13 protein-coding genes are annotated in these 14,767 nt (G+C 61.9%); 4 read left to right on the top strand and 9 right to left on the bottom strand.

The genetic code is table 11. The features are described from left to right. Positions 1-78 precede the first annotated feature (78 nt). Complete coding sequence (locus M2497_RS19580) at positions 79-1,161, top strand: catalase family peroxidase (protein WP_248482441.1); 1,083 nt, start codon at positions 79-81, stop codon at positions 1,159-1,161. After that, positions 1,158-1,697: a cytochrome b gene (locus tag M2497_RS19575; protein WP_248482440.1), complete on the top strand. Its 540-nt coding sequence runs from the start codon at positions 1,158-1,160 to the stop codon at positions 1,695-1,697. Before M2497_RS19580 ends, M2497_RS19575 begins: the two co-directional genes overlap by 4 nt. Before the next feature lie 18 nt (positions 1,698-1,715). Here M2497_RS19575 and M2497_RS19570 read toward each other — a convergent pair whose 3' ends face one another. After that, entirely contained in the window at positions 1,716-2,867 is a 1,152-nt protein-coding gene (locus M2497_RS19570) for a M14-type cytosolic carboxypeptidase (protein WP_248482439.1), read from the bottom strand. A 468-nt stretch (positions 2,868-3,335) separates the two neighbouring features. Then, on the bottom strand, positions 3,336-3,686 hold the full coding sequence (locus tag M2497_RS19565; protein WP_058423883.1) for a DUF3077 domain-containing protein: 351 nt from the start codon (positions 3,684-3,686) through the stop codon (positions 3,336-3,338). Between the two features lie 131 nt (positions 3,687-3,817). Here M2497_RS19565 and M2497_RS19560 point away from each other — a divergent pair, with 131 nt between their 5' ends. Next, the gene (locus M2497_RS19560) at positions 3,818-4,450 is read left to right on the top strand and encodes a S24 family peptidase (protein WP_248482438.1); all 633 of its coding nucleotides are present in this window, start codon (positions 3,818-3,820) and stop codon (positions 4,448-4,450) included. Here M2497_RS19560 and M2497_RS19555 read toward each other — a convergent pair. Genes M2497_RS19555 through M2497_RS19540 form a run of 4 tightly spaced genes read right to left on the bottom strand, consistent with a single transcriptional unit; the run spans position 4,447 to position 9,973 of the window. Continuing rightward, entirely contained in the window at positions 4,447-6,372 is a 1,926-nt protein-coding gene (locus tag M2497_RS19555) for an acetyl/propionyl/methylcrotonyl-CoA carboxylase subunit alpha (RefSeq protein WP_248482437.1), read from the bottom strand. The two genes, M2497_RS19560 and M2497_RS19555, sit on opposite strands and share 4 nt — an antisense overlap. Continuing rightward, positions 6,369-7,175, bottom strand: a complete 807-nt coding sequence (locus M2497_RS19550) for a gamma-carboxygeranoyl-CoA hydratase (protein WP_248482436.1) — start codon at positions 7,173-7,175, stop codon at positions 6,369-6,371. Before M2497_RS19550 ends, M2497_RS19555 begins: the two co-directional genes overlap by 4 nt. A gap of 15 nt (positions 7,176-7,190) precedes the next feature. Continuing rightward, on the bottom strand, positions 7,191-8,798 hold the full coding sequence (locus tag M2497_RS19545) for a carboxyl transferase domain-containing protein (RefSeq protein ID WP_248482435.1): 1,608 nt from the start codon (positions 8,796-8,798) through the stop codon (positions 7,191-7,193). Positions 8,799-8,809: 11 nt separating this feature from the next. Beyond that, the gene (locus M2497_RS19540) at positions 8,810-9,973 is read right to left on the bottom strand and encodes an isovaleryl-CoA dehydrogenase (protein WP_058423878.1); all 1,164 of its coding nucleotides are present in this window, start codon (positions 9,971-9,973) and stop codon (positions 8,810-8,812) included. A gap of 150 nt (positions 9,974-10,123) precedes the next feature. Here M2497_RS19540 and M2497_RS19535 point away from each other — a divergent pair, with 150 nt between their 5' ends. After that, a complete protein-coding gene (locus M2497_RS19535) occupies positions 10,124-11,761 on the top strand; it encodes an AMP-binding protein (RefSeq protein WP_248482434.1) in 1,638 nt (545 codons plus the stop codon). A gap of 542 nt (positions 11,762-12,303) precedes the next feature. Here the strand turns inward: M2497_RS19535 and M2497_RS19530 are convergent. The 3 genes from M2497_RS19530 to M2497_RS19520 all read right to left on the bottom strand — a co-directional run bounded on the left by M2497_RS19530 (position 12,304) and on the right by M2497_RS19520 (position 14,663). Then, on the bottom strand, positions 12,304-13,203 hold the full coding sequence (locus tag M2497_RS19530; RefSeq protein WP_248482433.1) for a hydroxymethylglutaryl-CoA lyase: 900 nt from the start codon (positions 13,201-13,203) through the stop codon (positions 12,304-12,306). Positions 13,204-13,219: 16 nt separating this feature from the next. Continuing rightward, on the bottom strand, positions 13,220-13,612 hold the full coding sequence (locus M2497_RS19525; protein WP_071491993.1) for a MerR family DNA-binding transcriptional regulator: 393 nt from the start codon (positions 13,610-13,612) through the stop codon (positions 13,220-13,222). Positions 13,613-13,727: 115 nt separating this feature from the next. Then, positions 13,728-14,663 (bottom strand): LysR family transcriptional regulator, encoded by a 936-nt coding sequence (locus M2497_RS19520; RefSeq protein ID WP_071493460.1) that lies wholly within the window; start codon positions 14,661-14,663, stop codon positions 13,728-13,730. Positions 14,664-14,767 lie beyond the last annotated feature (104 nt).

Below are 14,767 nucleotides of genomic sequence, written 5' to 3'. Positions count from 1 at the left end.
GGAATAGAGCCGATCGGCGTTCGTCTTAATGCTCCGACCTTATGTTCACCCCTAAGGCCTTTGGCCTGGAGTTCCTTCATGGTAGATCACTCATCACCGCCCCGTCCTCCGTTGAGCATCGCGAGCCTGATCGCGCGCCTGGCGGGTATCGGTGCCGTGGTTGCGGTTGTGGCGGGGGCCTTTGCCTACGTCAACGGCACCCTCGACCCACAGCGCCTGCGTCCTAAAACCCTGGTCAACGCGCTGGAAACCAACAATGGCGTGCACCCGGGCTTTCGGCGTAACCATGCCAAAGGCATCTGCGTCGCCGGGTATTTCGAGAGCACGCCCGAAGCCCGCACCTATTCCAGTGCCCAAGTGTTCCGCGAGGCCAAGACCCCAGTGATCGGCCGGTTTGCCTTGCCCAGCGGTAACCCTTACGCGCCCGACAGCAGTGTGCCGATCCGCAGTTTTGCCCTGCAGTTCACCCAGGCCAACGGCCAGCAATGGCGCACCGGCATGAACAGCATGCCGGTGTTCCCGGTGGGCACGCCCGAGGCGTTCTACCAGATGCTCAAGGCCGGTGCACCGGAGCCCGCCACCGGCAAGCCGAACCCGGCGAGCATGCCGGCGTTTTTCGCCGCCCACCCCGAGACCGCGCCGTTCCTGGCGTGGGTCAAGACTGCCAAGCCTTCGGCCAGTTATGCGACTGAAACCTACAACGGTATCAACGCGTTTTATCTGGTAGGGACCGATGGCAAGCGCCAGGCTGTGCGCTGGGGTGTGGTGCCGCAGAGCCAGGACGCGGCGGGCGACATCGCCCCGGCGGGGAGTGATTACCTGGAAAAAGACCTGGTCCAGCGCCTGGCTACCGGGCCGTTGCGCTGGCAGTTGAACATGACCCTGGCCAACCCGGGTGACCCACTGGACGATGCGAGCAAGGCCTGGACTGGCGAGCATAAAGTCATCAATGCCGGCACCCTGGTGCTGCAAAGCAGCCAGCCGCAAGCGGACGGTGATTGCCGCGACATCAACTTCGACCCGCTGATTCTGCCCAGTGGCATCCAAGCGTCCAATGACCCGTTGCTGGCGGCACGCTCGGCGGCGTATGCCAGTTCCTACCTGCGCCGCGCCGGTGAAGTCGGCCCGTTGCACAGCGCCCCTCAGGAGTCGAAGCCATGAATGCCCAACCACGGTTTTTTGCCCCGCTGGCGCGTTTGCTGCACTGGCTGATGGCGCTGATGATCATCGCCATGCTGTTTATCGGTGCGGGCCTGGCGGCGTCTGTCTCGGAGCGGCATGAGTGGTTGATCCACCTGCACAAGCCCCTGGGCATCGCAATTCTGGCGCTGGTGATCGTGCGCCTGATGGTGCGTTTCGCCACCCGTCAGCCACCATTGCCCACCGACTTGCCGCTGTGGCAAGTGTTGGCGGCCAAGGCATCCCATGTGTTGCTGTATGCCTTGATGCTGGTATTGCCGCTGCTGGGCTGGGCGATGATTTCGGCGGCGGGCGACCCGGTGATGCTCAGCAGTTCGGTACAACTGCCGGCGCTGGTGGGCGCGGATGCGCCGTTGTTCGCGGTGCTGCGCAAGGCCCATGGTTATCTCGCCTACCTGCTGTTCCTGACGGTGCTGTTGCACCTGGCGGCGGCATTGTTCCATGGGCTGATCCGCCGCGACGGCGTGTTGCAGAGCATGACCGGCACCCAAGAGTGATGCCGGTGGGAGAGGGCGTCAGCGCAGCACGGTGACGATATCGGCCACCGTGCTCAACACGTCCTTGCCCAACTGCCTGGAGCGCTCGCCTGACCAGCCGGTCTTTGGGTTGGGCGCGTCGTCGTTGTCCTTGAAGGGCATTTCCAGGGTCAGCGACAGGCAGTCGTATTTCTGGCCGACCGCGTTGCACGCCAGGGTCATGTTGGCTTCACCCGGCAGGTCGCGGGTGTAGCCGTGAGTGGTCTGGAAGTCGCGGGTCAGGGCGCTCAAGTGGCTGCGGAAGTGTTTTTCCAATGCCTCGATGCGTGGGGTGTACCCCGGGTTGCCTTCGCAGCCGGCGGTGAAGACGTAGGGGATTTCCTCGTCGCCGTGGATATCGAGAAACAGGTCGACGCCGTACTTTTCCATTTGTTGCTGGACGAACAACACTTCCGGGCTGATCTCCTGGCTAGCGCTCTGCCAGGCGCGGTTGAGGTCCTGGCCCATGGCGTTGGTGCGCAGGTGGCCGTGGAAGGCGCCGTCCGGGTTCATATTGGGCACCAGGTACAGGTCGGCGACTTTCAGCAGTTTTTTCAGCTCGGCGTCACCGTCCTGTTGCAGGCGTTCGATGATGCCTTCCATGAACCATTCGGCCATGTGCTCGCCGGGATGCTGTTGGGCGATGATCCAGATCTTGCGACGACCTTCGCCACCTTTGCCGCGACGCAGCAGTTGGATGTCACGGCCCTCGGCACTTTTACCGGTGGCCAACAATTGGGTGTCGGCGCGGCTCAAGGCCTGTTCGATCAGCCAGTCGTGGCGTTCGCGGCTGTAGGGTTCGAAATAGGCGAACCAGGCGTGCTTCTCGCGGGTTTCCAAACTGATATGCAGGATTTCCCCATCGAAGCGCGAAGGCACCCGGAACCAATTGATGTGGTCATAGGAGGCCACGGCGTTGTAGCCACTCCACGCGTTTGGGTAGGACGATTTACCCGCGTTGCTCAGGCGAAAGGTGTGGGTATGGCCCACGTGCATGCCTTCGGCCTTGAAGTGGAACCATTGGTAATGTTGGCTGCGTGTGTCGGGTTTGATTGCCAGCAGTAACTGATAGGCGTCGTGGGCATCCAGTACCTGGATATTGCCACTGTCGAAGTCGGTGCTGATCCTGATGGAGGTCAAGGCCACGGTCATAGTCTGGTTGCCTGAATATGAGTGTTGTGGCGGCTATCTTACACAGGAGTCTGGTAAAGACTGGACGCAAAATTGTTGCGAAGGGGGAGGGGGGGCGTCTTCCTTGACGCAGCAGCAGCTTAGGATCTATGAGATTGATTCTCAAGCGCTATTTCGCAAAGATGTGGGCTGGAGCGGTCGACTGGCTTTCTTTTCGCGATAGTCTTTTGCTACCATGCGCGCCATCAAGCAACACACAGTCTTCATTAGCCTGAAGCCATGCCAGGGAAACTGGCAAAAAAAAGACCCGGCCAAAGAGCCGGGTCAAAAACCGTGATTAGCCTGATGAGGAGATATTCCAAGAGTCCGACCTAAGGTCCCTTGGTCTATCGACTGATCTCGCGATCAGCTGGGTCCAATAATAATCATTATCATTTGCAAGTCAAATGTTTTTATCCGTGAGATAGAAATATTTTTTCTTCGCGCCTGTCATCCGTTCGCTTGAGCCTCCGGCACCTGCAACGACCGCTCCACCATCGCCTTCGCCATATCGATCAAATACACCACCGAAAACGCCAGGTCGCGATGACTGCCCTGATGGCTGCTCGCTGACTCATAGGCCGTGGCCGCGGCGCTGCGCAACAGGTCCGAGGCGTGCACCAGGGCTTCCTCCGGGCTGATGCCTGGCTTGATGGCAAACAGGGCCTCGTCAGGGGCTGATGCCGACATATCTTCTTTCAAGTAAAAGTCCAATGCGCGCTTGGCGGCACCGCTGCTGCGCAGGTCGTGCAGCTCGGTGTCTTCGGGGATTTCAGGCAGCAGATACGGGCTTGTCGTCATAAGGGGCGGTACTCTGGGGTGGGTGTCGAAAACCTTATGCCGATGATAGTACGTATCGTATTTATGTCGTTTTATGGATTACTACAAACTGTTTATTGCCCTGGAAACTGCGTGACGTATTGTCAGCGTCCATGGATAACTGGATCGCGTTGGTCAAGGCCAACATGGAAGACCGCAAGGTCACGCAAGGTGAACTGGCTGAGCGCCTGGGCATGTCCCAGGGCGGCGTCGGCCATTGGCTCAACAAGCGCCGTGCGCCGAGCCTGGTCGACATGAATCGGGTGTTGGCGGCGTTGGGGCTGGGCTATCTGGAAGTCGCGCTGGATATTCGTGAGCGTGCCGATGAGCCGCCTGCGGAGAAAAACTACAACCCGTATTTCCGCTATCCGGTCAGCGACTGGAAAGGGCTGTGCGAAGTGCGTGAGCCGCGACCGCCTTATGGCGCCGCCCGCTTCGAGCTGACGGATTACCATGCCCGGGGCGAAGCCTTCTGGCTGCCGGTCACCGGCGACGCCATGACCGCACCCAGTGGCCTGAGCATCAGTGCGGGCATGATGATCCTGGTGGACCCGGCCATTGCCGCCGAGCCCGGTAAATTGGTGGTGGCCCAGTGGCTTGGGAGCCCCCAGGCGACCTTTCGCCAGTTGCTGGAAGAGAGCGGCCAGCGTTACCTGGTGCCGCTCAATCCCACCTACCCGAAACAGTTGCTGACCGACGATTGCCGCCTCCTGGGCGTCGTCGTACAGGCCACGGCAAAATTTTAACCCGCCGTTTCGAGCTCCACCAATGCGCAACCTTCGGCAACCATTTCGCCTTCCTGGCAGAACAGTGCCTTGACCACCCCGGCCTGGGGCGCACGGATGCTGTGTTCCATTTTCATGGCTTCCAGCACCACCAGTTGCGTGCCGGCTTCCACCGGCTGGCCCACCTCCACCAGCACCCGTACGATGCTGCCATTCATCGGCGCTGTCAGCCCACCCTGATGGGACTGGTTGGCCTCGACTGCGGCAATCGGATCGAACAGCGCTACGCCGCGCATCTCGCCGTCCCAACGCAGATACAGCGTATGGTCATGGCGTACCGCCAGATGGCTGCGACGCACGCCCTGTCGTTCGATCAGCAACTGTTCGCCACGCCACTGTGGCGCCTGGGCGGCCAGCGTCACCAGTCGGTCCTGGCCATCGCAGCTCAAATGCAGCGACACCTCGGCAGGCAGCCCGGCGCGAAAACCGTGTCTATCCGCCCACGGTCCCTCACCCGGCGGCAGGCTCTGAATAAAGGCCGCGCCAGCCGCCTGCCAGAATTCATCACTTAGCTCTCCTGGGACCGGCAGCAACTCATCCTGATAACGCGGAATAAACCCGGTATCCAACTCGGCCGCCGCAAATGCCGGATGCCCGACAATGCGCCGCAGAAAGCCCAGGTTGGTCTTGAGCCCGCCAATGGCAAACTCATCCAGCATGCCCAGCAGCCGCAGCCGCGCCTGTTCACGGTCCTCGCCCCAGGCAATCAGCTTGCCGAGCATGGGGTCATAGAACGGCGAGACGTTGTCGCCTTGCTCGACACCGCTGTCCACGCGGCGCCCTGGCCCAGGTGCGGATTCACGGTACAGCGCCAGGTGCCCGGTGGCGGGCAGGAAGTCATTGGCCGGGTCCTCGGCGTACAGCCGCACTTCGATCGCATGGCCGACCAGCGGCACCTGTTCCTGGGTGATCGGCAGCGCCTCGCCCTGGGCGACACGAATCTGCCAGGCCACCAGATCCAGGCCGGTAATCGCTTCGGTGACTGGGTGCTCCACCTGCAGTCGTGTGTTCATTTCCATGAAGAAGAACTCACCGCGTGCGTCCAGCAAGAATTCCACAGTGCCCGCGCCGACATAACCGATGGCCTGGGCCGCACGCACGGCCGCCTCGCCCATGGCCTTGCGTTGTTCAACACTCAACCCCGGCGCCGGTGCTTCCTCGACGACCTTCTGGTGGCGACGCTGGATCGAACAATCCCGTTCGTTGAGGTACAGGCAGTGTCCATGCTGATCGGCAAACACCTGGATCTCCACATGACGTGGTTTGAGCAAGTATTTCTCCACCAGCATCTGCCCATTGCCGAAAGACGACAGCGCTTCTCGCTGGGCCGAAGCGAGCGCCTCGGCCAACTGGCTGACGTCCTCGACCACCTTCATGCCCTTGCCGCCGCCACCGGCGGTGGCCTTGAGCAGCACGGGGTAGCCGATGCGTTCGCAGGCGGCGCGGAAGGTGTCCAGGTCCTGGGCGTCGCCGTGATAGCCCGGCACCAGGGGCACGCCTGCGGTTTCCATCAGCGTCTTGGCGGCCGATTTGCTGCCCATGGCATCGATGGCGGAGGCGGGCGGCCCGAGGAAGATCAGCCCGGCGGCTTCAATCGCACGGGCAAACCCGGCGTTCTCCGACAAAAAACCATACCCCGGATGGATCGCCTGGGCGCCGCTGGCCTGGGCGGCAGCGATCAGCTTGTCGATTTGCAGGTAACTGTCGGTGGCTTTGCTGCCACCGAGGTCGACGCGAATATCTGCCTCACGGCTGTGGCGTGCATCGCGGTCGATGGCGCTGTGCACCGCCACGGTGGTCAGGCCCATGGCCTTGGCGGTGCGCATCACGCGGCAGGCGATCTCGCCACGGTTGGCCACCAGCAGGGTCGTCAATGTACTCATGAACGCGGCTCCTGGGGCTGCCAGCTCGGTGGACGTTTTTGCAGGAACGCGCGCAAGCCTTCCTGGCCCTCGGCGCTGACCCGGATGCGCGCAATGGCGTTTTCGCAGTAGCGACGCAGCGCCGGGGTGAGGGCACCGTTGCCCACTTCGCGCAACAGGTCTTTGCTGGCGCGCATGGCAGCCGGGCTGTTGTGCAGCAGGTTGGCGATCCACTGTTCGACCTGATGGTCCAGCTCGCCGATCGGATAGCTTTCCGCCAGTAAGCCGATGTCGCGTGCGCGCTGGCCGCCAAAGCGTTCGGCGGTCAGGGCATAGCGCCGTGCTGCGCGTTCGCCGATGGCTTGCACCACGAACGGGCTGATCACCGCCGGCGCCAGGCCGATGCGCACTTCCGACAGGCAGAACTGCGCATCATCGGTGCCAATCGCCATGTCGCAGCAACTGATCAAGCCGAGTGCGCCCCCGTAGGCCGCGCCTTGCACCACCGCCAGGGTCGGGATTTTCAATTTGGCCAGGTTGTACATCAGCTCCGCGAGTTCGCGGGCATCGTCCAGGTTGGTGTGGTAGTCCAGCTCGGCCGACTGTTGCATCCAGGCCAGGTCGGCGCCGGCGCTGAAGTGCTTGCCGCGCCCGCGCAGGACCAGGAAGCGCAGGGACGGATCGCCTTGTACCCGGTCGAGGGCGATGATCAGTTCGCGGATCATCTCGGCGTTGAATGCGTTGTTCTTGGCTTCACGACTGAGCCACAGCGTGGCGAAGCCACGAGGGTCGGTGATCAGTTCGAGGGTGTTGAAATCGCTCATGGGGTACAGCTCCATTTACATGCGGAACACGCCGAAGCGGCTCGGCTCGATGGGGGCATTCAGCGACGCGGACAAGGCCAGCGCCAGCACGTCACGGGTCTGCAACGGGTCGATCACACCGTCGTCCCACAGGCGCGCGCTGGAGTAGTAGGGGTGGCCCTGGGTTTCATACTGGTCGAGGATTGGCTGCTTGATCGCCGCCTCTTCTTCGGCGCTGAACCCTGTGCCGGCGCGTTCAGCCTGCTCGCGCTTGACCTGCACCAGCACACCCGCCGCCTGCTCGGCGCCCATCACGCCAATACGCGCGTTCGGCCACATCCACAAAAAGCGCGGGTCATAGGCGCGGCCACACATGCCGTAGTTGCCGGCACCAAAGCTGCCGCCGATGATCACCGTGAATTTCGGTACCTTGGCACAGGCCACGGCGGTGACCAGCTTGGCGCCGTGCTTGGCGATGCCGCCGGCTTCGTACTTCTGGCCGACCATGAAGCCGGTGATGTTCTGCAGGAACAGCAGCGGAATACCGCGCTGGCAGGCCAGTTCGATAAAATGCGCGCCTTTTTGCGCCGCTTCGGCAAACAGAATCCCGTTGTTGGCCAGGATCGCAATCGGGTAGCCGTGCAGGTGGGCAAAGCCGCACACCAGGGTGGTGCCAAACAGCGCCTTGAATTCATCGAACACCGAACCGTCCACCAGCCGTGCAATGACTTCGCGTACATCAAACGGCTGCTTGGCGTCGGCCGGGATCACGCCGTACAACTCTTCACCGCTGTATAGCGGCGCGACTGGCGAGCGTTGCAGCAACTGGCCTTGTTTGCGCCAGTTGAGGTTAGCCACGCTGCGCCGGGCCAGCGCCAGTGCATGCTCATCGCTGTCGGCATAGTGGTCGGCCACGCCGGAGATCTTGCAGTGCACATCGGCACCGCCGAGGTCCTCGGCAGTCACCACTTCGCCGGTGGCGGCCTTCACCAGCGGTGGGCCGGCAAGGAAGATAGTGGCTTGGTTGCGCACCATGATTGCTTCGTCGGCCATGGCTGGCACATAGGCGCCACCGGCGGTGCACGAACCCATCACCACCGCGATCTGCGGGATGCCCTGGGCGCTCATGTTGGCCTGGTTGAAGAAGATCCGCCCGAAGTGCTCACGGTCGGGAAACACTTCGTCCTGGCGCGGCAGGTTGGCGCCGCCGGAGTCCACCAGGTAGATGCACGGCAGGCGGTTCTGCTCGGCGATGGTCTGGGCGCGCAGGTGTTTTTTGACGGTGAGCGGGTAGTAGGAGCCGCCTTTCACCGTGGCGTCGTTGGCGACGATCATGCATTCGACGCCTTCCACACGGCCGATCCCGGCAATCACCCCGGCGGCCGGCACGTCTTCGCCGTACACCTGATAGGCGGCCAACTGGCTGAGTTCAAGGAACGGCGAGCCCGGATCGAGCAGGCGATTGATACGCTCGCGCGGCAGCAACTTGCCGCGTGAGGTGTGCCGCTCCTGGGCCTTGGCGCCGCCGCCTTGCTGTACATGGGCAAGCAGGGTGTGCAGGGCGTCGACCTGTTGGCGCATCGCCGCGCTGTTGGCGGCAAATTCCGCCGAACGCGGGTTGAGCTGGGTGTGCAAGGTGGCCATGGTGCGCTCCTTCAGCGGGTTTCGTTGAAGAGTTCGCGACCGATCAACATCCGCCGGATCTCACTGGTGCCGGCGCCGATTTCATACAGCTTGGCGTCGCGCAGCAGGCGGCCGGCGGGGAATTCGTTGATGTAGCCATTGCCGCCGAGAATCTGGATCGCGTCCAGGGCCATTTGCGTGGCGCGTTCGGCACTGTAGAGGATCACCCCGGCGGCATCCTTGCGCGTGGTCTCGCCGCGCTCGCACGCCTGCGCCACCGCGTAGAGGTAGGCGCGGCTGGCATTGAGCTGGGTGTACATGTCGGCAACCTTGCCCTGGATCAGCTGGAATTCGCCGATGCTCTGGCCGAACTGCTTGCGGTCGTGGATGTAGGGCACGATCAGGTCCATGCACGCCTGCATGATCCCGGTGGGACCGCCGGAGAGCACCACGCGTTCGTAGTCGAGGCCGCTCATCAGCACTTTCACGCCGCCGTTGAGTACGCCGAGGATGTTTTCTTCCGGCACTTCCACGTCATCGAAAAACAGCTCGCAGGTGTTGGAGCCGCGCATGCCCAACTTGTCGAACTTGTTGCTGCGGCTGAAGCCTTTCCAGTCGCGCTCGACGATAAACGCGGTGATGCCGTGCGGGCCCTTTTCCAGGTCGGTCTTGGCGTAGATCACATAGGTGCTGGCGTCGGGGCCGTTGGTGATCCAGGTCTTGCTGCCGTTGAGTACGTAACGGTCGCCGCGTTTATCGGCACGCAGTTTCATCGAGACCACATCGGAACCGGCGTTCGGTTCGCTCATGGCCAGGGCGCCGACGTGTTCGCCACTGATGAGCTTGGGCAGGTATTTGAGTTTCTGTGCGTGACTGCCGTTGCGATTGATCTGGTTCACACACAGGTTGGAGTGCGCGCCGTAGGACAGCGCCACCGAGGCCGAGCCGCGGCTGATCTCTTCCATGGCCACCACGTGGGCCAGGTAGCCCAGGCCGGCGCCGCCATATTCTTCTGGCACGGTGATGCCCAGCAGGCCCATGTCGCCGAACTTGCGCCACAGGTCGGCGGGGAACAGGTTGTCGATGTCGATCTGCGCCGCACGGGGCGCGATTTCCTTGCCCACAAAGGACTGCACCTGGTCGCGCAGCATGTCGATGGTTTCACCGAGGGCGAAGTTCAGGGACGGGTAACTCATGGACAGGCACCTTAATGTGAGCATTGTTGTTGTGTGGGTGCGGCGCCAGGGGAGGGCGCTCACCTTTACGTTAACGTAAGCTTGCGTTGCGACGCTGTCAATCGTAGTTTACGTTTACGTCAACCTACAAAAAAGACAACAGGGGTCGTTATGGATCAACCGAATCAGAGCTACAGCCGTGGCTCACAGGACAAGACCTTGCTGGCCATGACGATTGGCCAAGCCTTTGACCGAACCGTCGCGCAGTATCCCGATGGCGAGGCCCTGGTGGTGCGCCATCAACAACGCCGCTACACCTGGCGGCAGTTGGCCGAGACGGTGGATTTGCATGCCCGTGCCTTTCTTGCCCTCGGCATGCAGACCGGCGACCGCCTGGGCATCTGGGCGCCCAATTGCGCCGAGTGGTGCATCAGCCAGCTTGCCAGCGCCAAGCTCGGGGTGATCCTGGTCAATATCAACCCGGCCTATCGCAGCAGTGAGTTGGACTACGTGCTCAAGCAGTCCGGTTGCCAGTGGCTGGTGTGTGCCGGCTCATTCAAGAGCTCCGATTACCACGCCATGCTGCACGAGCTGAAACCGGACGTGCGTGGCCTCATCAGCCTCGATCCCAACCCGCCCACGGGGTTCATGCCCTGGTCGCAACTGGCTGCGCTCGGGGCTGGCATTGCGCCCGAACAACTGCACAGTCGCCAGGCCAGCCTGCACTTCGACCAGCCGGTGAATATCCAGTACACCTCCGGCACCACTGGCTTTCCCAAAGGCGCTACCCTCAGTCACCACAACATCCTCAACAATGGCTACATGGTCGGCGAAAGCCTGGGCCTGACCGCGCAAGACCGCCTGGTGATCCCGGTGCCGCTGTATCACTGCTTCGGCATGGTCATGGGCAACCTGGGCTGCATCACCCATGGCACCACCATGATCTATCCGAATGACGGCTTCGACCCGCTGCTGACCCTCACCACCGTCGCCGAAGAACGCGCCACCGGTCTTTATGGCGTACCCACCATGTTCATCGCCCTGCTCGATCACCCAGAGCTGGGCGACTTTGACCTGTCCACCCTGCGCACCGGCATCATGGCCGGCGCTACGTGCCCCATCGAGGTGATGCGCCGGGTCATCAGCGAGCTGCATATGCGCGAGGTACAGATTGCCTACGGCATGACCGAGACCAGCCCGGTGTCGCTGCAAACCGGAGCGGACGACGACCTGGAACGCCGTGTGACCACGGTCGGGCGCACCCAGCCACAGCTGGAAAACAAGATCATCGACGCCGACGGCAACACCCTCGCGCGCGGTGAAATCGGCGAATTGTGCACCCGTGGCTACAGCGTGATGCTCGGCTACTGGAACAACCCCGACGCCACCCGCGAGGCCATCGACGACGCCGGCTGGATGCACACCGGCGACCTGGCGAGCATGGATGCCCAGGGTTACGTATGCATCGCCGGGCGCAACAAGGACATGATCATCCGTGGCGGCGAGAACGTGTACCCGCGAGAGTTGGAGGAGTTTTTCTTCACCCATCCGGCGGTGGCCGATGTGCAGGTCATTGGCATTCCGGATGCGCGCTACGGTGAAGCCATCGTCGCCTGGGTCAAGTTCCACCCCGGCCATGTCGCCAATGAGTTGGAGCTGCAAACCTGGTGCAAGGGCCGCATCGCGCACTTCAAGACGCCCAAGCACTTCAAGTTCGTGGAGGAGTTTCCGATGACGGTGACGGGCAAGATCCAGAAATTCCGCATGCGCGAGATTTCCATGCAAGAGTTGGGGGCAGGGCAGGACTAAATCCCTGAAAGCACAAAGGGGACCCAAGGGTCCCCTTTAATTTGTCGTTGCGTGCTCTTTTTTTATTATTGAGGGGCGGTCTATTGTTGTTTTTGGCAACCGTTACCCTTTACCGCTGTTTTTGGCGACCCCCATCCGGGGTCAAGAGCAAACGTATTTTTTTGAGCGCTGATCTGCTTCTTCGCGATCGATCCAACCAGTGGGCAGCTACCTGAGGTAGTTTTATTTTTCTCTGACCGGTTGCGGGTTTCGGCATGCCGTACCCTGCGAAGCACATCTTCTCCAAAAAAATCTGTTAGCTGCGTCTCTGCCGTGTTGTTTTTGTTATGTCAGAGTCGTTTCGTCTTATTTTTATTAGGTTTGGCGCTTTTTATTCTTGTTATGCCATAGAGATAGCAGAAGCCGTGCCAACTTTTAAAATTCCTTTAAAATCAATGGTTTGATTTTTGTGTAGGGTTTGGCCTACGGCAAATACGACAAAATATGTTCCCGTGTTACTCGATGTGTAGGCGTGCGGTAACACATTGTCACGGCTAAGCTACTCAACCGGCGTTACGCGCCTTGGCCACGCGTGACCCTGTCGGCCGGCCCAGCACGCTGCTGATCTGCTGGCCCGCGCCAATCAATGCCTCAAGGTCGATACCGGTCTCGATACCCAGGCCGTTGAGCAGGTACAGCACATCCTCGGTAGCGACGTTACCGCTGGCGCCCTTGGCGTAAGGGCAGCCGCCGAGGCCCGCGATAGAGCTGTCGAACACCGTGATGCCCTCCAGCAGGCTGGCGTAGATATTCGCGATGGCCTGGCCATAGGTGTCATGGAAGTGCCCGGCGAGCTTGTCCCTTGGCACCTGCGCCCCGACCACCTCGAACAGCCGCCGCGTGGCGCCCGCCGTACCGGTGCCGATAGTGTCGCCGAGGGACACTTCATAGCAGCCCATGGCATAGAGTTCCCGCGCAACGGCCGCGACCTGTTCCGGCGCGATCTCGCCTTCGTATGGGCACCCCAGCACGCAGGACACGTAGCCGCGCACGCTGACCCCGTGCTGCCTGGCCGCCGCCATGATCGGCGCAAAGCGCTCCAGGCTTTCACTGATGGAGCAATTGATATTGCGCTGGGAAAACGCCTCGGACGCGGCGGCAAACACCGCCACTTCCTTCACGCCCGCCGCCAGTGCGTCCTCGAACCCGCGCAGGTTCGGCGCCAGGGCACCATAGGTCACGCCGGGCTTGCGCTGGATCTGCGCAAACACCTCGGCGGAACCGGCCATCTGCGGCACCCACTTGGGCGAAACGAAACTGCCGACCTCGATATAGCGCAAGCCGGCTGCGCTCAATGCATCCACCAAGCGGACCTTGTCCGCCACGCTGATGGGTTGGGCTTCGTTCTGCAAACCGTCGCGCGGGCCGACTTCCACCAGGCGTACGTGTGAGGGGAGGGACATGGCGGTTACCTTCTGATCAGTGGTCGGCCTGGCGCAGGGTGTGGGCCAGGGCCTGAGTGCAGCGCTCTTCGGCGGTGTCGAGTTCCAGCTTCATCTGTTCGATGTCCAGCAGTTGCTGTTCCAGCTGCTCACGGCGCTCGGCGATTTTTGCCAGCATGCTGTTGAGCTGCACGTGGTTGCCGCTGGTGGGGTCGTAGAGTTCGATCAGCTCGCGGCATTCGGCCAGGGAAAAACCGATGCGCTTGCCCCGCAGGATCAGCTTGAGGCTGACCTTGTCGCGGGCCGAGTAGATGCGCTCCTGGCCCCGGCGTTCCGGGGCCAGCAGGCCTTGTTCTTCGTAGAAGCGAATGGCGCGGGTGGTGATGTCGAGCTCGCGGGCGAGGTCGGAGATGCTGTAGGTGGTGCTCATGGGGGCGCTCAAGGAGGTCTTGGCGTTAAGCTACTGGCAGGTTGACGTAAACGTCAAGGGTCGCTGCGCGACCCATCGGGGGCAAGCCCCCTCCCACAGGGCCGGCGCTTCAACCTCACGCCTGTTGTTTATCGAGTTTCTTCTCGTGGGCGGTGACCTGCTGGCACAACTCGATCATCTGCTCGCGCATCCAACGGTTGGCCGGGTCCTGGTCGGTGCTTTCGTGCCAGTACAGGTGGGTTTCCACCGGCGGCACGTCGTTGACCGGCAGGTTGAACCAGTGCAGTTCATGGCGGCGGGCGAAGCGCTCGGGCACGGTCATGACCATGTCGGTCTGCTGCAGCACCTGCGAGGCCATCAGGTAATGCTGGGAGCGCAGGGCGATCTTGCGCTGGATGCCCATCTTGCCCAGCGCCAGGTCCACATGACCCAGGCCGTTGCGGCGGCTGGAGATATGGATATGGGTCAGCGACAGGTAGTCATCCAGCGTGAGCTTGTCTTTGCCGGCCATGGGATGGCCCTTGCGCATGGCACACACGTAGCGGTCTTCCATCAGCTTGACGTGGCGTACCTGCGGGTCGGTGTTGAGCGGCGCATCCACGGCAAAATCCAGGCGCCCGGCGGCCAGTTCCTTGGTGGTTTCGCGGCGCTTGGACAGGAAACTCTCGATCACCACCGTGGGTGCCAGGCGGCGCAGGCGCTGGAACAGCAGCGGCAGGATCACCGCCTCGGTGAGGTCGGTCATGCTGATGCGGTAAGTCTTGGCCGCCTGCTGCGGGTTGAAGATGCGGCTTTCCTGCACCGACACCCGCAGCAACGACAGCGCATTGCGCACCGGGCCGATGATGTTCTGCGCCATGGGCGTCGGCACCATGCCCTGGGCGGTGCGCACGAACAGCGGGTCGTTGAAGGTCTCACGCAGGCGGGCCAGCGCGTTGGACACCGCCGGCTGGGTGATGCCGACAATCTGCCCGGCGCGGGTCAGGTTGGCTTCGGTGTAGATCGCATCAAAGACGATAAACAGGTTGAGGTCGACCTTGCTCAGATTCATTTCGCAGCGCTCTTATTGTTAGGTGGCCATACGTCGATCATATATCGGTGATGAATGTTAATACACGCCGAGAATAGGCTAGGTAAATTATCAACGCTGTTCTA

The sequence above is a fragment of the Pseudomonas sp. CYM-20-01 genome (genome assembly GCF_023169845.1).
In the GTDB taxonomy this organism is placed as follows: Bacteria; Pseudomonadota; Gammaproteobacteria; order Pseudomonadales; family Pseudomonadaceae; genus Aquipseudomonas; species Aquipseudomonas azotoformans.
The sequence above is the reverse complement of the archived record's forward strand: the minus strand, read 5'-3'. Positions and strand labels throughout refer to the sequence as shown.